This window comes from Bizionia sediminis (assembly GCF_042684585.1).
Classification (GTDB): Bacteria; Bacteroidota; Bacteroidia; order Flavobacteriales; family Flavobacteriaceae; genus Algorimicrobium; species Algorimicrobium sediminis.
Window position 1 is genome coordinate 175358 of sequence record NZ_JBHULS010000004.1, and the last position, 15577, is coordinate 190934.

A 15577-nucleotide genomic window follows, 5' to 3' on the forward strand; every position below is an offset into this window, starting at 1 on the left:
TTTAAAATTATGAATACGCAAGATAATACAAGCAAAAACGGATTGGGTAATTACACAACCTTCTTTTTAATGTTAGCCTGCTCATTTGTTGCCATGTACATTACCATGTACCTAAATACATACGAGTTCGATCATGTGTGGTTCAGTTTAACCAGATTTTATATGGTCTGTTTAGGAATTGCCGCCATGGCCTTAATCATGTTCTTTTTTATGAAGACTATGTATACCAACAAAAAGAAAAATTTCGGAATAATTATAGGTAGTATCGCCCTATTTCTTGGAGCTTTAGGTTTGGTGCGCGACCAAAAAGCAACCGTTGGCGATGTGTTGTGGATGAAAGGCATGATTCCGCATCATTCTATAGCTATTCTAACAAGTGAGCGGGCCGCTATTAAAGATCCAGAGGTTAAAAAATTAGCCAATGATATTATTAAAGCCCAACGTAAGGAAATTGAGGAAATGAAAGCCATGATAAAACGATTAGAAAACGAGAAATAAATGTATTTGGGCGCTCGAGCGGGCTTTCCGCTATATCTTTTTTTGTAAAAAAACAAAAAAAGGATGCCGCTTCAATCCCTAGCGCAAAAACGCATACAAATCTAAACAATATAAACTATGAATAAATACATCATATACCTGGCAATTTTGGTTTTTGGCATCCTGTTAGGTTGGTTCATTTTCGGGGTAAAAGCCACTGAAGAAGCAGCACACCATCACGATACCGTAGCAGCAACCAACCAAATGTGGACCTGTTCCATGCATCCACAAATTATGCAAGCCCAACCCGGCAACTGCCCCATATGTGGTATGGATTTAATTCCAGCCGAAAGTGGCAGTGATGGCTTGTTGGCGCAGCAATTTAAACTAACCAAAAACGCCATGGCATTGGCAAATATTCAAACCACTGTTGTTGGTAAAGGAACTAGTGATGGGAGTACCGTGAAGTTGTCAGGTAAAATTGCGGAAAACGAAGCAGCCAACGCCGTGCAAATTAGTTATTTTTCGGGTAGGATAGAACGCTTAAATATTAGTTTTACAGGAGAGGCGGTTCGTAAAGGTCAGTTATTAGCAACCATTTTTTCGCCAGAACTTTATGCCGCACAGCAAGAATTAATTACAGCCGCAAGCTTAAAGCAATCGCAACCTGCCTTGTATAAAGCCGTTCGTAATAAATTAAAACTATGGAAGCTTTCAGATAGTCAAATTAATCAGATAGAAGAGTCTGGTAAAATAACCGAAAATCTGCCAATTTATGCTACGGTTTCTGGTACGGTAACAGAAAAACTTGTGGAGGAAGGCGATTACGTTAAACAAGGGCAAGCTTTACTTAAGTTAGCCAACTTGAATACGGTTTGGGCGAATTTTGATGTGTATGAAAATCAAATAGATTTATTTAAAAAAGGACAGGAAGTTCTGGTAACAACAAACGCCTATGCTAATAAAGTTTTTACAGGTACGGTAGATTTTATAGAACCGGTTTTAAATGCCAACACCAGAACAGTAACCTTGCGCGTGGTATTAAATAACAACGAAAACATTTTTAAACCAGGTATGTTTGTAACAGGTAGTATTGAACGCAATTTGGGTAGCCATGATGAACTAATTACCATACCAGCATCTGCTGTGCTCTGGACAGGTGCGCGTTCTGTTGTCTATTTAAAAACCAATCCTAATGAGCCTGTTTTTGAAATGCGCGAAATTGTTTTAGGAAATCAAATAGGTCAAAACTACCAGGTTTTAGATGGCTTGTATGTGGGCAATGAAATTGTTACCAATGGAACGTTTACCGTAGATGCAGCAGCCCAATTACAAGGTAAAAAATCCATGATGAATAAAGATACCAAAAAAGGCGGTATGGAGGTGCAAAATAAAAAATGGGAAGCTAAAAATGAACGGGTAAATGTTTCAAAAGTATTTCAAAATCAGCTAAAAACCGTTTTTAATAAATATGTTTTGGTAAAAGATGCTTTAGTGCAGGACGATGCAAAAACCGTGCAAAGCCAATCGAACGAATTATTAAAACATGTATCCATCATGGATATGAAACTTTTACAAGATCATGACGTTCATAATCATTGGAAGGTTTTGGAAACCGACATAAAAGCGGCAGCAATGGCTATTTCTAAAACAACCGAAATTAAGGCGCAACGTAGGTATTTCAAAGATCTTACAACACCATTAGCCAACGCTATTAAAGTGTTTGGTGTTAATAAAAAAGTATACCATCAATATTGCCCCATGGCCGAAAATAACACAGGAGCCTACTGGTTAAGCAAGGAAGAAACTGTATTAAATCCGTATTTTGGCGATGCCATGTTAACCTGCGGCGAAGTAAAACAAGTAATCGATTAATTAAATTAACAATAACTCTTAAATTTTAAAACTATGAATGACTTACAGAAAACGCAAACAACCCGAAACAGGCCCGTACTTAATATGGGTAAAAAACTAATTTTAAGTGCTGCAATACTAGCTGGATTGGTATTTACAAGCTGTAAAAACGATACTAAAACAGACAATACAGTTGAGCCAGAAACCTCTGAAATGACTCAAGAAATGGCCATGAAAAATTTATCGTTTGGCGTAAGAGGAAATTGTGGTATGTGTAAAAGTACCATTGAAAAAGCAGCCAATAGTGTTGAAGGTGTTGCAAGTGCCAATTGGGATGTCGATAAAAAGAAAATGGATGTTTCTTTTGACGACACCAAAACCAATGCTATGGCAATTCATCAAGCTATAGCGGCATCGGGTTACGATACCGAAAAAGTTGCAGGAAGTAAAGAAGCGTACAAAAACTTACCAGCCTGCTGCCAATACGACCATAGTATGATGATGCATCAGTCTGGCAACATGCATTCGGAGAATCATATAAATCAGTCACACTAAATTAATACAAAAAGAGCCTTTTAAAAAAGGCTCTTTTTGTATCTCTTAAAATAACACGAAAAGCTAAATAGAGCTCGTGAATAGCCAAATTAATTAATAATAAAAAAAACGAAAACAAAACTCCAGTATCATTTGTCATTCCAAAACATGAAAAACTGGGTGCCATTTGTCATTCCGAAGTATGAGGAATCCCATAAACTAGTAAAGCAAAGAAAAAACGAAAACAAAAAAACCCGGCATCATTTGTCATTCCGAAGCATGAGGAATCACATACCAAATATTGTTACAAACCATAAGAAAACCCAGCACCATTTGTCATTCCGAAGCATGAGGAATCCCATGCCAAGTGTCATTCCAAAACATGAAAAACTGGGTGCCATTTGTCATTCCGAAGCATGAGGAATCCCATAAACCAGTAAAGCAAAGAAAAAACGTAAACAAAAAAACCAGTACCAAGTGTCATTACAAACCACAAGAAAACCCAACATCAGTTGTCATTCCGAAGTATGAGGAATCCCATAAACCAGTAAATCAAAGAAAAAACGAAAACAAAAAAACCCGGCATCATTTGTCATTCCGAAGCATAAGGAATCCCACAAACCAGTAAATCAAAGAAAAAACGAAAACAAAAAAAACCGGCACCATTTGTCATTCCGAAGCACAAAGAATCCCATGCCAAGTGTCATTCCAAACCCCAATAAAACCCAGCACCATTTGTCATTCCGAAGCATGAGGAATCACATACCAAATATTATTACAAAGCATGAAAAACCTAGTACCATTTGTCATTCCGAAGCATGAGGAATCACATACTAATGATCATTCCAAACCACAAGAAAACCCAGCACCATTTGTCAATCCGAAGCATGAGGAATCCCATAAACCAGTAAAGCAAAGAATCCCATAAAACCATAAAAAAAGTCCCACCAAAGGCAGGACTAAAGATTTTCATCTACGGCATATAGCCTTATTGTGATAAGATTAAAGATTAGAAAGTTTAATCTAACCCAAATATAGGAAAATATTTTTAATTATCCATCCCGTTTTTTACGCAAAAATTAATAACTATTCTATATCTTAAAGGCTGTTAAATTTTAAATATCATGGCAAAAATTTTAGGTTTAGATTTAGGAACCAACAGCATTGGTTGGTCGCTTGTAGACGATAGTAAAAATGAAATAGTAGGTATTGGAAGTAGAATATTCCCCGAAGGTGTTGTTAATTTAGGTGAGGGAGAAGGTCGGGAAGCTTCAAAAAACGCCAGTAGAACAGATGATAGGGGTGCAAGGCGCCAATTTTTTAGACGTCGTTTGCGCAAACGTTATTTGCTTCGAGAACTTGCCAAACATAATATGTGCCCTATTGATTATAAATCTGTAAAAATTTGGAATCAAAAAGAAATTTTCAATAATGAAAAACTTCAAGAATGGCTAAAATTAAATCCTTACGAGTTAAGAGCTAAAGCACTAAACACGCAGATTAGTTTAGAGGAGTTAGGGCGTATTTTTTATCATATGATTCAACGGCGAGGTTTTCAAAGTAACAGTAGAACCGCTGGGGCAGAAAACAATGAGAAAAGTGTCATTTTTAAAGGCGATGCGAAAGCAGGAAAAATAGGAATTGCCGAAACTGCAGAAAGCATAAAGGAAAGTAAAACATTGGGTGCATATCTAAATGAAATTTATCCGAAACAAAACAAACCTTTTTCGGGTAAACAAGAACGAATTAGAAATCGTTACACCACACGACAAATGTATATTGATGAGTTTGAAACAATTTGGGAAACACAATCTAAATATCATCCAGAACTTACAAACAACCTGAAAACAATATTTGGTGGCCGGAAAAAAGACGATTATCCAGAAGATGGTGTATTATTCCATCAGCGGCCACTGCGCTCTCAAAAACATTTAGTGGGTAATTGTACTTTTGAGCCTAAAAAAAACAAATGCCAAATTAGCGCCATCCCCAATGAAGAAAGACGTATTTACGAATGGTTAAATACTCTAAAATGCGATTTAGCAGGGGAGAAAGTAGCGATTACAGCTTCGGATAGAGAAAATATTATAAAACTCCTGTTTTCAAAAGAGAAGGTTAAATTTAAAGAAATAAGAAAAGCCGTTAATAAACAGGATGGCAATTATCAGTTTAACTACAAGGATGATGATCTTATTTATGGTAGTCACACGATTAGTAATTTATCTAACAAAAAATTTTTTGGTGAACAATGGTTTAGCTTATCAGAAAAAGAACAAGAAGATATTTGGCATGTGCTTTATAGCTTTGACGACAGAGATAAACTTAAGCAATACGCTATTAATAATTGGAATTTTGATGAAACACGAGCGGATAAAATATCAAAATTTAATCTAAAAGATGGATATGCTAATTTAAGCAGAAAAGCCATAAACAACCTACTGCCATTTTTAAAACTCGGGTTTACTTACGATGTAGCTGTTGGTTTGGGTGGTGTTAAAAACGCTTTAGGAAAAGATTGGGAGTTGCATGAGCAGTTTTTACTAGATAATGTACCCGAAATAGTACGCTCAAATATGAAAGGCGGTTATATAGAGCCTTTAAAAGAGATGTTAAAAAAGGAATGTAATTTAAATGATAAAGCTTTATCAAAACTGTATCACCACAGCAGTAATATAGAAAATACCCAACTCCTAAATAGTCTTCCAGTTGGTCCGAAAGCCGATAAAGAAATACAGCGCATAAAAAATCCTGTAGTAATTACGGCACTTTTTGAAATAAGAAAATTAGTAAACGAAATTATTATAGATTACGGAAAGCCAAATGAAATTAAAGTAGAGCTTGCACGCGATTTAAAAATTTCAAAATCCAAACGAAATGATATAAGAAGAGAGCAAAAACGTTTAGAACAGCAAAACGATAGGGTAAAAGCAGAGTTGGATTATATTGGGCAACGACCAACACATCTTAATATTCTAAAATATAAACTTTGGGAAGAATGCAACAAAACATGCCCTTATACAGGGAAACCCATTGAAGTAAACCAATTATTTTCGGGCGAAGTTCAAATTGAGCACATTTACCCATGGAGCCGATCGCTTAACGATAGTTTTATGAATAAAACACTTTGTTTTGCCGATGAAAATAGAGCAAAAGGCGATTTAACACCTTATGAGTTTTACAGCAAGCAAGGCGATGAAGCTTGGCAAAATAAAAAATTACAGGCATTAAGCTGTTTTAAAAACAAACCTAACTATCCAAATGCCTATCAAAAATTTAAACAATTTGTCAAGCAAAAACATGACGGCGATTTTATTAGCAGACAATTAAACGATACGCGTTACATAAGTAAAGAAGCTAAAAACTATTTAGCCAAAATATGCGATAAAGTTACCGTGGCACCAGGACAAATGACATCCAATTTGCGTCACCATTGGGGGCTTAATACCATTTTAAATAAGGACGATGACCAAAAAACAAGAGAAGACCATCGGCACCATGCTATTGATGCGCTAGTTATGGCATGCGCTAACAGAAGTCATTTACAGGAATTAAGCAAATGGAACAGATACGACAGAAGCTACGAATTAAACAATTTCCCCAAACCATGGGAAACGTTTAGAGAAGATGCGGAACGCGCTGTAGATAATATTTTAGTTTCCCACAAAAAAACAAAATCAATACTTACCGTCAGGACGCATAAAACAAAAAGAAACGGCCAAATTTATAAAAATGTTGGTGTAGCCGCCCGTGGGCAGTTGCATAAAGAAACCGTATTTGGTAAACAGAAATCGCCTAATAAAGAAGAAGCCTATCATGTTAGAAAACCAATAGACAGCTTAACAACTGAAAAACAATTAGAAAAAGTAGTAGATGAAACAATTAAGCAATTAATTTTTAAGCGTATTCATGTATTAGGTGGCTTTGTAAAAGGTAAAATACCAACTGAAACATTTTTTGTTGTAGATGAAACAGGAATTAAAAAACCACAGATTTTTCTACCAAATAAAAATGGAAATCCAGTTCCGGTTTTAAAAGTTCGTATGCGAGAAAACATTGGAGGTGCCGAGCAATTAAAAGACGATTCAAACCAGTGGGTCAACCCAAGAAACAACCATCATGTATTAATTTATAAAGATGAAAAAGGCAACTTACAAGAGGATGTGGTTACTTTTTGGACGGTGGTAGAGCGTAAACGAAAAGGCTTTCCTGTCTATCAATTACCAGCAAACGGAATAGAAATTGTAACCACCATGCAAATTAACGATATGTTTTTATTAGGGCTTAATGAGGATGAAATTGACTGGGAAAAACCAAACAATAATCTTTTGAAAGCACATTTATATCGTGTGCAGAAGTTTACATCCGGTGATTATTATTTTAGGTTAGCTAAAACTGCCTCTATTCAAAATAAGGAAGAGAAGCAACAAATTAATAGCTTTGGTTTTGGAAAGAATGGATGGTCAAATCATAACCCCATAAAAGTTAAAATTAGCGTTTCAGGTAAAATTGAAAAGTTGTAGTTTATTGTTACAAACCATAAGAAAATCCAGCATCATTTGTCATTCCGAAGCATGAGGAATCCCACAAACCAGTAAAGCAAAGAAAAAACGTAAACAAAAAAACCAGTACCAAGTATCATTCCAAACCACAAGAAAATCCAGCATCATTTGTCATTCCGAAGCATGAGGAATCCCACAAACCAGTAAAGCAAAGAAAAAACGTAAACAAAAAAACCAGTACCAAGTGTTATAGCAAACCAAAAAAAAAACCGGCATCATTTGTCATTCCGAAGCATGAGGAATCACATACCAAATATTGTTACAAACCATAAAAAACCCAGCATCATTTGTCATTCCGAAGCATGAGGAATCACATACCAAATATTGTTACAAACCATAAAAAACCCAGCACCATTTGTCATTCCGAAGCATGAGGAATCCAATAAACCAGTAAATCAAAGAAAAAACGTAAACAAAAAAACCAGTACCAAGTGTTATAGCAAACCAAAAAAAAAACCGGCATCATTTGTCATTCCGAAGCATGAGGAATCACATAAACCAGTAAAGCAAAGAAAAAACGAAAACAAAAAAAACCAGTACCAAGTGTTATAGCAAACCATAAAAAACCCAGTATCATTTGTCATTCCGAAGTATGAGGAATCCCATACCAAGTGTCATTGCAAAGCACAAGAAAACCCAGTATCATTTGTCATTCCGAAGCATGAGGAATCCCACAAACCAGTAAATCAAAGAAAAAACGAAAAAAAACCAGTACCAAGTGTTATAGCAAACCATAAAAAACCCAGCATCATTTGTCATTCCGATGCATGAGGAATCACATGCCAAGTGTCATTCCAAAACATGAAAAACTGGGTGCCATTTGTCATTCCGAAGCATGAGGAATCCCATAAACCAGTAAAGCAAAGAAAAAACGAAAACAAAAAAAACAGTACCAAGTGTTATAGCAAACCATAAAAAAACCAGCATCATTTGTCATTCCGAAGCATGAGGAATCACATAAACCAGTAAAGCATGAAAAACCCACCATCATTTGTCATTCCGAAGCATGAGGAATCACATACTAATGATCATTCCAAACCACAAGAAAACCCAGTACCATTTGTCAATCCGATGCATAAAAACCCTTAAACCACTAAACTATGTTACATTTTAATGAAAATAAAGGTTATCATAGCTATTATGTTTACATAATAACAAATCCGTATCGTTCTACATATTACATTGGCATTACCAATAACCTGGGCAAGCGTTTGCTCCAACATAGAGAAAACATAGAAAAAGGTAGAAAAACCTTTGCAGCAAAGTATAATTTAAAGCATTTAGTGTATTATGAAAAATTTAGCTGGGTGCAAAATGCCATAGCCAGAGAAAAGGAATTAAAAGGGTGGAGGCGCGAAAAGAAGTTAAACGTAATTCGAGCATTTAATAAAAAGTTCGAATTTTTGGAAAGTCGTTTTATATAAAGCTAGTAATTGTTATTCCTAAAAAAAGTGAGGAATTGCTTAAGGCGAATTAAGCAAGTATTAATAGAATTACCTAAAAAGAATAAAAAACGGATTATGAGATTCCTCATGCTTCGGAATGACAAAACAAGTTGTTTCACTTACTTTTAGTCTTAAACATCCAAACCACAACGGAAAATTGCCTTTTGTAATTTTTTACAACTATTTTCCGTTGTGGTTTGATTAAAGATTAGAAAACACGATATTATTTGCTTACTCTATCATTTGTGCTAACCCGTTGTGGTTTGATTAAAGATTAGAAAACACGATATTAAGTTCGCGCCTGTTAATAGTTGGCAGCCCGTTGTGGTTTGATTAAAGATTAGAAAACACGATATTAAACTACAAAACAACTACTCCCGAAGCGCAGTTGTGGTTTGATTAAAGATTAGAAAACACGATATTAAACACATGGAACGGCCAAACTCCAGAACTGTTGTGGTTTGATTAAAGATTAGAAAACACGATATTACCTGCGCTTGTATGCTTTTAACCATTCTTGTTGTGGTTTGATTAAAGATTAGAAAACACGATATTCAAACATGAGTTTTCCAACAAAACAATTTGTTGTGGTTTGATTAAAGATTAGAAAACACGATATTGAACACTACATTGAGCCTATGTACATACAGGTTGTGGTTTGATTAAAGATTAGAAAACACGATATTAAAATTGGAAATATGACAAATAAAGAAAGTGTTGTGGTTTGATTAAAGATTAGAAAACACGATATTCGGTAATTTAAACTAAAAATATGCAAACAGTTGTGGTTTGATTAAAGATTAGAAAACACGATATTCCTATAATTAACCGGATATCGCAACTTTTGTTGTGGTTTGATTAAAGATTAGAAAACACGATATTCAGGGCGTGTTTTGCCTGTTCCTGGTTCCAGTTGTGGTTTGATTAAAGATTAGAAAACACGATATTCTTGCGCATTAGTAACATCTGAACTAACTAGTTGTGGTTTGATTAAAGATTAGAAAACACGATATTTTAGCATTTTTTTTGAGACAAACCACATTAGTTGTGGTTTGATTAAAGATTAGAAAACACGATATTTCCCTAACGGCAACAGTTTAACTGCTGAAGTTGTGGTTTGATTAAAGATTAGAAAACACGATATTAGCGATGTTCGTTGGAAAAGCCCAATGGATGTTGTGGTTTGATTAAAGATTAGAAAACACGATATTGCGATGCGGATTTAAAGTCTATTGAAAAAAGTTGTGGTTTGATTAAAGATTAGAAAACACGATATTACGGTGGTAACAATTCACGCCGCCTCCGTAGTTGTGGTTTGATTAAAGATTAGAAAACACGATATTTTGCCGAAATATATAAAGATATAGACTACTGTTGTGGTTTGATTAAAGATTAGAAAACACGATATTTGAAGCCCGTAATGCCGATTTTGAAAAGTTGTTGTGGTTTGATTAAAGATTAGAAAACACGATATTCCTTTTTTCTTGAACCGTATTTTTGTAGTTGTTGTGGTTTGATTAAAGATTAGAAAACACGATATTTTGTTTAATTTACTTAAAGCTGTTTTCGGAGTTGTGGTTTGATTAAAGATTAGAAAACACGATATTAAGCATAGAAAATTTACATTATTTAGAGGAGTTGTGGTTTGATTAAAGATTAGAAAACACGATATTAAGGCAGTTAAAAGGGTTTTGTTAAGACATGTTGTGGTTTGATTAAAGATTAGAAAACACGATATTTGGTTTTTGTCAATTGTGTTTTGCATAATAGTTGTGGTTTGATTAAAGATTAGAAAACACGATATTGAAAATGGCATGTTGCCTATTGTAGTTATTGTTGTGGTTTGATTAAAGATTAGAAAACACGATATTTAAGGATAAGGATAGTTTTTCTGAAAATGGTTGTGGTTTGATTAAAGATTAGAAAACACGATATTCGAGTACCATACAGGTATTGTAGATATGGCGTTGTGGTTTGATTAAAGATTAGAAAACACGATATTATGATTAGATGACTAGAGGCTAACTAATTAGTTGTGGTTTGATTAAAGATTAGAAAACACGATATTAAAATAAACAATTACGCAGTTGATCCTGCAGTTGTGGTTTGATTAAAGATTAGAAAACACGATATTCTGTTTTTGTTAATGTCTAAAAACGTGTATGTTGTGGTTTGATTAAAGATTAGAAAACACGATATTGTTAAATGTATTGAATTAGAATGCAGAATTGTTGTGGTTTGATTAAAGATTAGAAAACACGATATTAGTACGCTTTTAATGAAATAAATAATGTATGTTGTGGTTTGATTAAAGATTAGAAAACACGATATTATGAATATGCTTTAACCAGGTTTCAAATTGTTGTGGTTTGATTAAAGATTAGAAAACACGATATTTAAAAACGGGATAAAAGCAAAATAATTTTGGTTGTGGTTTGATTAAAGATTAGAAAACACGATATTAAGATTTACGAACTTTTGCACCACTTACTGGTTGTGGTTTGATTAAAGATTAGAAAACACGATATTAGCGACTACGACCACGATACAGTAAAACCAGTTGTGGTTTGATTAAAGATTAGAAAACACGATATTTATTAAACAACCATATAACAAACGTAGTTGTTGTGGTTTGATTAAAGATTAGAAAACACGATATTAGGTGGTATGTTTACTATCCTAATTTACAGGTTGTGGTTTGATTAAAGATTAGAAAACACGATATTGGTGGAATGCCGCGTACTATAATAGTCAAGGTTGTGGTTTGATTAAAGATTAGAAAACACGATATTCTGGTGGCGGGTTTAAAACGAGAACATTATGTTGTGGTTTGATTAAAGATTAGAAAACACGATATTCTTTCAGCGCTTATCGCTTGTTAATCAAAGCAGTGTGTTTAAATATCGGTTAAAAAAATGCTTCTTTTTTGCAGTGATAAGGCATTCTTGAAGCATTTTTTTGTTTCAATAACAAACAGTTTTTAAAATAATTCTAATTGCGTAGGCTGGGGCGCTTTGGGTATTTCAGCACGTCCCCAAAAATTTATAATATTTCCAAATTGTTTATCTGTAATACGTAAAATACTTACCTTGCCTAAAGGTGGTAACAATCGTTTTATTCTTTTTTCATGTACATCTGCACTTTCGCTGCTGGCACAATGCCGCATATAAACAGAATATTGCATCATGGTAAAGCCGTCTTTTAGTAAGTTTTTTCTAAAGCCCGCTGCATCTCGCCTGTTTTTGGCTGTTTCTGTTGGTAAATCGAAAAAAACAAATAACCACATAATTCTGTACGCATTTAATTCCATAATTGTGGATACTTTATTTTTTTTCGTTTGCCAGTATAACACTGTTGCAAAGAACTAGCCGTTTTTTGTAAGCCAACCATTAAAGGGCTTTTTTCTTCTTTAAAATAAACCGTTCTAGTGAGGGTTTGGAGTAAAACCGATTTAATTTCTGTATTTAGTTCTTGTTCATCGTAATGTTGCATTATGGTATAAACAGCTTCATCAATTATTGGTCTGAATGGTTCCATAATATCATCAGCTAAAGCAAACGCATTGTATTTGTTTTTATGATGAATGCCTAATGTATTTAATAAACCACTACCAGATAGTGCTCTGGCTGTGGCAGCTCTTAAAATAGCATAACCGTAATTAAGAAAGTTGTTAGGATAGGCTCCAAACCGTTCGCGCTTAAAATTGCTTTTAAAAAAGAATTTCCAATAAAAATTAGCAGCTACACCTTCCATATTTGTGGTATCGCCACTAACAACCTTGCTCGCTAAAAAATTAAAATTATTTTTAGTTTTCGTGATTTTTTCTAAAAGTAATCCTTGATTTAATATTTTTTCTTTTACTGTTTGTTGCCATAATTGTTTTTTTAAAGGCACACTGGCCTCTATTTGCTTTCGAAATAATTCTTGTTGTATATGATGGCTGTTTAAATTTAAAAATAAACCGTTGGGTAAATGCGTTTTACCACAAATAATTACCGCACTGTTATTTTCAATCAATAGGTTTAAAGCGGTTATACTTATGTATACCTCTGGATTATCAATAATAAGAAAGCCAATATCTTCTATTGGTATGCTAGCTTGGCGAAGGTCATTTTTTATCTGTAATTGTAAATGTTTTACCGTAATGCTACTTTTTTTTTCTACAAGTAATGTTTTTTTTAACATGCGTTTATGGTTAAATTTGGGACAACTTGGCTTTCTAAAATAAGCATTTTAAAACAATTCAGTTATTTTGGCCTTATAATTCAAGAAAAGTAATTAAAACAAACACAGTTTTTAAGGTAGTAATAAGTATCGCACATCTTAAAAACGTGTAAACTAAATTAATGTGGTATGGAATTAAATGTTTTAGGAACCCCTTTAGAACCATGTTGTACCGAGCCTGCAACAGGTTATTTTAGAGATGGTTTATGCCGCACCATTGCAGCAGATACTGGCACACACGTGGTATGTGCCGTAGTTACAGATGCTTTTTTAAGGTATACAAAAGGGAAAGGAAACGATTTAACAACCCCTATACCACAATGGCAATTTCCGGGTTTGGTAGCCGGATCCAAATGGTGTTTGTGTATTTCCCGTTGGTTGCAAGCGGAAAAGGACGGCGTTGCACCGCCCATAGTTTTGGAGGCTACACATAAAGAAGCACTAAACTACACCTCATTAGAACTATTAAAACAGTACGCGTTTAAAAAATAAATTTGGTAAAAATTTATGAGTGCTCTTGTTTAGATATGGCCTCTATAACGGCTTTTGCAGCGCTTTCCCCAGATAGCATAGCGGCATTTAACGAACCGTTTAACATGGTGTCACCAGCTAGAAAAATATGCGGTGTTAGTTGGGTTTCGTTGGGCTTGTTGCTGTATTTTAAGTTATTTAAATCGGGTAATGCTTGTTTTATATGGTAATGTTTCAAAAATTTAAACGGGCGGTTGCCCAAATACTGAACAAGTTCCTTTTCAACTTGGTTTTGTAATGCCTGTTCTGAAAGTGTGTGTTTTTTAACTACCGTTACCGACAATAATTCACCACTTCCTGCCGAAGCCGTTTTTAAAGCGGTATGATACACAATATTATTTATGTAGGCTTCCTGATCTGCAATGAGTCCAATAAGTGGTTTTTTAATGGCGCGAGTTTTGGTTTCGTAGTAAAAGGTATGACAAGATTTCCAGGGTGTTTCTGGATGCGTGTTGGTTTCAGTTAAGCTATTTGGTTGGGTCGCAATTATGGTAAAATGACTTTCTAAAACGCTTCCGTTAGCTAAAATTATCTGGGATTCTTCAACCTTTTTAACAGGCGTATTTAAATGTATGGTTGTTTTATTCAGATTTTTTTCCAGTTGCTTTGGAATGGCTGCAATACCCGCTGTTGGTATAGCTGCGTAACCACTACCAAACATTTTGTACACAAATTCAAACATTCTACTAGAGGTGTTTAATTCTGTTTCTAGAAAAATTCCAGCAAAGAAAGGTTTAAAAAAGTTGGAAATAATTCCTTCCGAAAATCCAAAATCTACTAAATAGTTTAAGGTTGTTTTTTCAGGTTTGTTAAAAATTGTCTCAATACGCGTGCTTTTTAATTGTGCATTTAATTTTAAAATTCTTTTCTTATCCGAAAAGTTACCAATGCCCGAAAAAAGTGTTGGTACCAATAAGCTTAAATTCCTTAATGGATCGCCAATAGTTTTTTGCTGCCCTTTACTAAAAATAGTAGCACCAGGTAAAAAGTGCTGTAAATTTAAAGCGTTATAATCTAAATATTTTTGGGCGGCAGGATAGGAGGTAAGTAAAACCTGAAAACCATGGTCTAACTGGTAATTGGAAACAATATCTGTTTTTACACGACCGCCAATAGCGTTACTAGCTTCTAAAATTACAGGACTGTATCCTTGGTTTTCTAAAACATGTGCTGCTATTAGTCCGCTTATACCTGCACCAATGATATGAATATTATACGCCTCTTTTTTCATTATAATCGTTGTCGTTAAGTCTAATTATTGGCAGCTGTTTTACAACAGCGCTATTTAAAACAAAATTACTAAAATATGCTCTAAAATAGTGACAAGATTTCTAAACTTAATGGCATAAAAAACCTTCCGGAAATTTAAAAACAAAAAGGCCGTCCTTACAGACAGCCTTTTTTATGTTATGCGTAAAATAAACTTGGTTATTTTTTCAATATCTGTTTTGTTAATTTACCACTATTCGTAGTAATTAGCATAATGTAGGAGCCACTGGATAATTCAGATAAATCAATTTGGTAATTCTGATTTGTGCCAGCATCTAAAAACGTTTTTATGTCGCGTCCCGATAGGTCATAAACGGTTATACTATTTATTAGAAGTCGTTTTGAGTTATTAAGAGTCATAAAATTAGTTACCGGATTTGGGTAAACCGAAATGTCTTGTAAGCTGTTTTCAGGAACACTTAATTCATCTTCCACTACTACAGCCGCACCCGTTACATCCAGCGCAGCACACAAACCGATACTTGTAACTAAATTCAGCACATCGCCACCGGTAGTGACACCAAAATTAATTACAGAGGTATCCAAATAATTCGGATCGTTGGAATCGCTTAACTCTGCAACTAACGTGTGAATGGTATAATTTCCAGCGCTAGTCACGGTAAATTCTGGTGTTGCAGCCAATTGCTCAATAATAAGTGTGGTACCAGATGTTAGCACATAAGC

Annotated in this window: 11 protein-coding genes and 1 CRISPR repeat array; of the genes, 7 read left to right on the forward strand and 4 right to left on the reverse strand. The window is 34.5% G+C overall.

Translation table 11 applies throughout. From position 1 onward, the window contains the following. Positions 1 to 9: 9 nt before the first annotated feature. The 6 genes from ACFSQP_RS10505 to ACFSQP_RS10530 all read left to right on the forward strand — a co-directional run bounded on the left by ACFSQP_RS10505 (position 10) and on the right by ACFSQP_RS10530 (position 8848). A complete protein-coding gene (locus ACFSQP_RS10505) occupies positions 10 to 498 on the forward strand; it encodes a DUF305 domain-containing protein (protein ID WP_376894173.1) in 489 nt (162 codons plus the stop codon). A 117-nt stretch (positions 499 to 615) separates the two neighbouring features. After that, entirely contained in the window at positions 616 to 2352 is a 1737-nt protein-coding gene (locus ACFSQP_RS10510; protein ID WP_376894175.1) for an efflux RND transporter periplasmic adaptor subunit, read from the forward strand. A gap of 33 nt (positions 2353 to 2385) precedes the next feature. Continuing rightward, entirely contained in the window at positions 2386 to 2886 is a 501-nt protein-coding gene (locus tag ACFSQP_RS10515; RefSeq protein WP_376894177.1) for a heavy-metal-associated domain-containing protein, read from the forward strand. A 147-nt stretch (positions 2887 to 3033) separates the two neighbouring features. Beyond that, complete coding sequence (locus tag ACFSQP_RS10520) at positions 3034 to 3285, forward strand: hypothetical protein (protein ID WP_376894179.1); 252 nt, start codon at positions 3034 to 3036, stop codon at positions 3283 to 3285. A 704-nt stretch (positions 3286 to 3989) separates the two neighbouring features. Then, positions 3990 to 7385, forward strand: a complete 3396-nt coding sequence (gene cas9, locus ACFSQP_RS10525; RefSeq protein ID WP_376894181.1) for a type II CRISPR RNA-guided endonuclease Cas9 — start codon at positions 3990 to 3992, stop codon at positions 7383 to 7385. 1139 nt (positions 7386 to 8524) lie between these two features. Then, positions 8525 to 8848, forward strand: coding sequence for a GIY-YIG nuclease family protein (locus ACFSQP_RS10530; RefSeq protein ID WP_376894183.1), 324 nt, complete (start codon positions 8525 to 8527; stop codon positions 8846 to 8848). Positions 8849 to 9058: 210 nt separating this feature from the next. Then, a CRISPR array of direct repeats spans positions 9059 to 11727; the repeat unit is 36 nt; unit sequence GTTGTGGTTTGATTAAAGATTAGAAAACACGATATT. Between the two features lie 122 nt (positions 11728 to 11849). Here the strand turns inward: ACFSQP_RS10530 and cas2 are convergent. Beyond that, positions 11850 to 12179 (reverse strand): CRISPR-associated endonuclease Cas2, encoded by a 330-nt coding sequence (gene cas2 / locus ACFSQP_RS10535; RefSeq protein ID WP_376894185.1) that lies wholly within the window; start codon positions 12177 to 12179, stop codon positions 11850 to 11852. Next, positions 12170 to 13054, reverse strand: coding sequence for a type II CRISPR-associated endonuclease Cas1 (cas1, locus tag ACFSQP_RS10540; protein WP_376894187.1), 885 nt, complete (start codon positions 13052 to 13054; stop codon positions 12170 to 12172). Before cas1 ends, cas2 begins: the two co-directional genes overlap by 10 nt. 168 nt (positions 13055 to 13222) lie before the next feature. On the opposite strand from cas1, the gene ACFSQP_RS10545 reads away from it, so the two are divergent. Then, positions 13223 to 13585: a DUF2237 family protein gene (locus tag ACFSQP_RS10545; protein ID WP_376894189.1), complete on the forward strand. Its 363-nt coding sequence runs from the start codon at positions 13223 to 13225 to the stop codon at positions 13583 to 13585. 13 nt (positions 13586 to 13598) lie between these two features. Here ACFSQP_RS10545 and ACFSQP_RS10550 read toward each other — a convergent pair whose 3' ends face one another. Both ACFSQP_RS10550 and ACFSQP_RS10555 read right to left on the reverse strand, forming a co-directional pair. Then, complete coding sequence (locus ACFSQP_RS10550) at positions 13599 to 14855, reverse strand: FAD-dependent oxidoreductase (protein ID WP_376894191.1); 1257 nt, start codon at positions 14853 to 14855, stop codon at positions 13599 to 13601. A gap of 197 nt (positions 14856 to 15052) precedes the next feature. Continuing rightward, positions 15053 to 15577: T9SS type A sorting domain-containing protein (locus ACFSQP_RS10555; RefSeq protein ID WP_376894193.1), on the reverse strand; the 525-nt coding region annotated here is incomplete at its 5' end.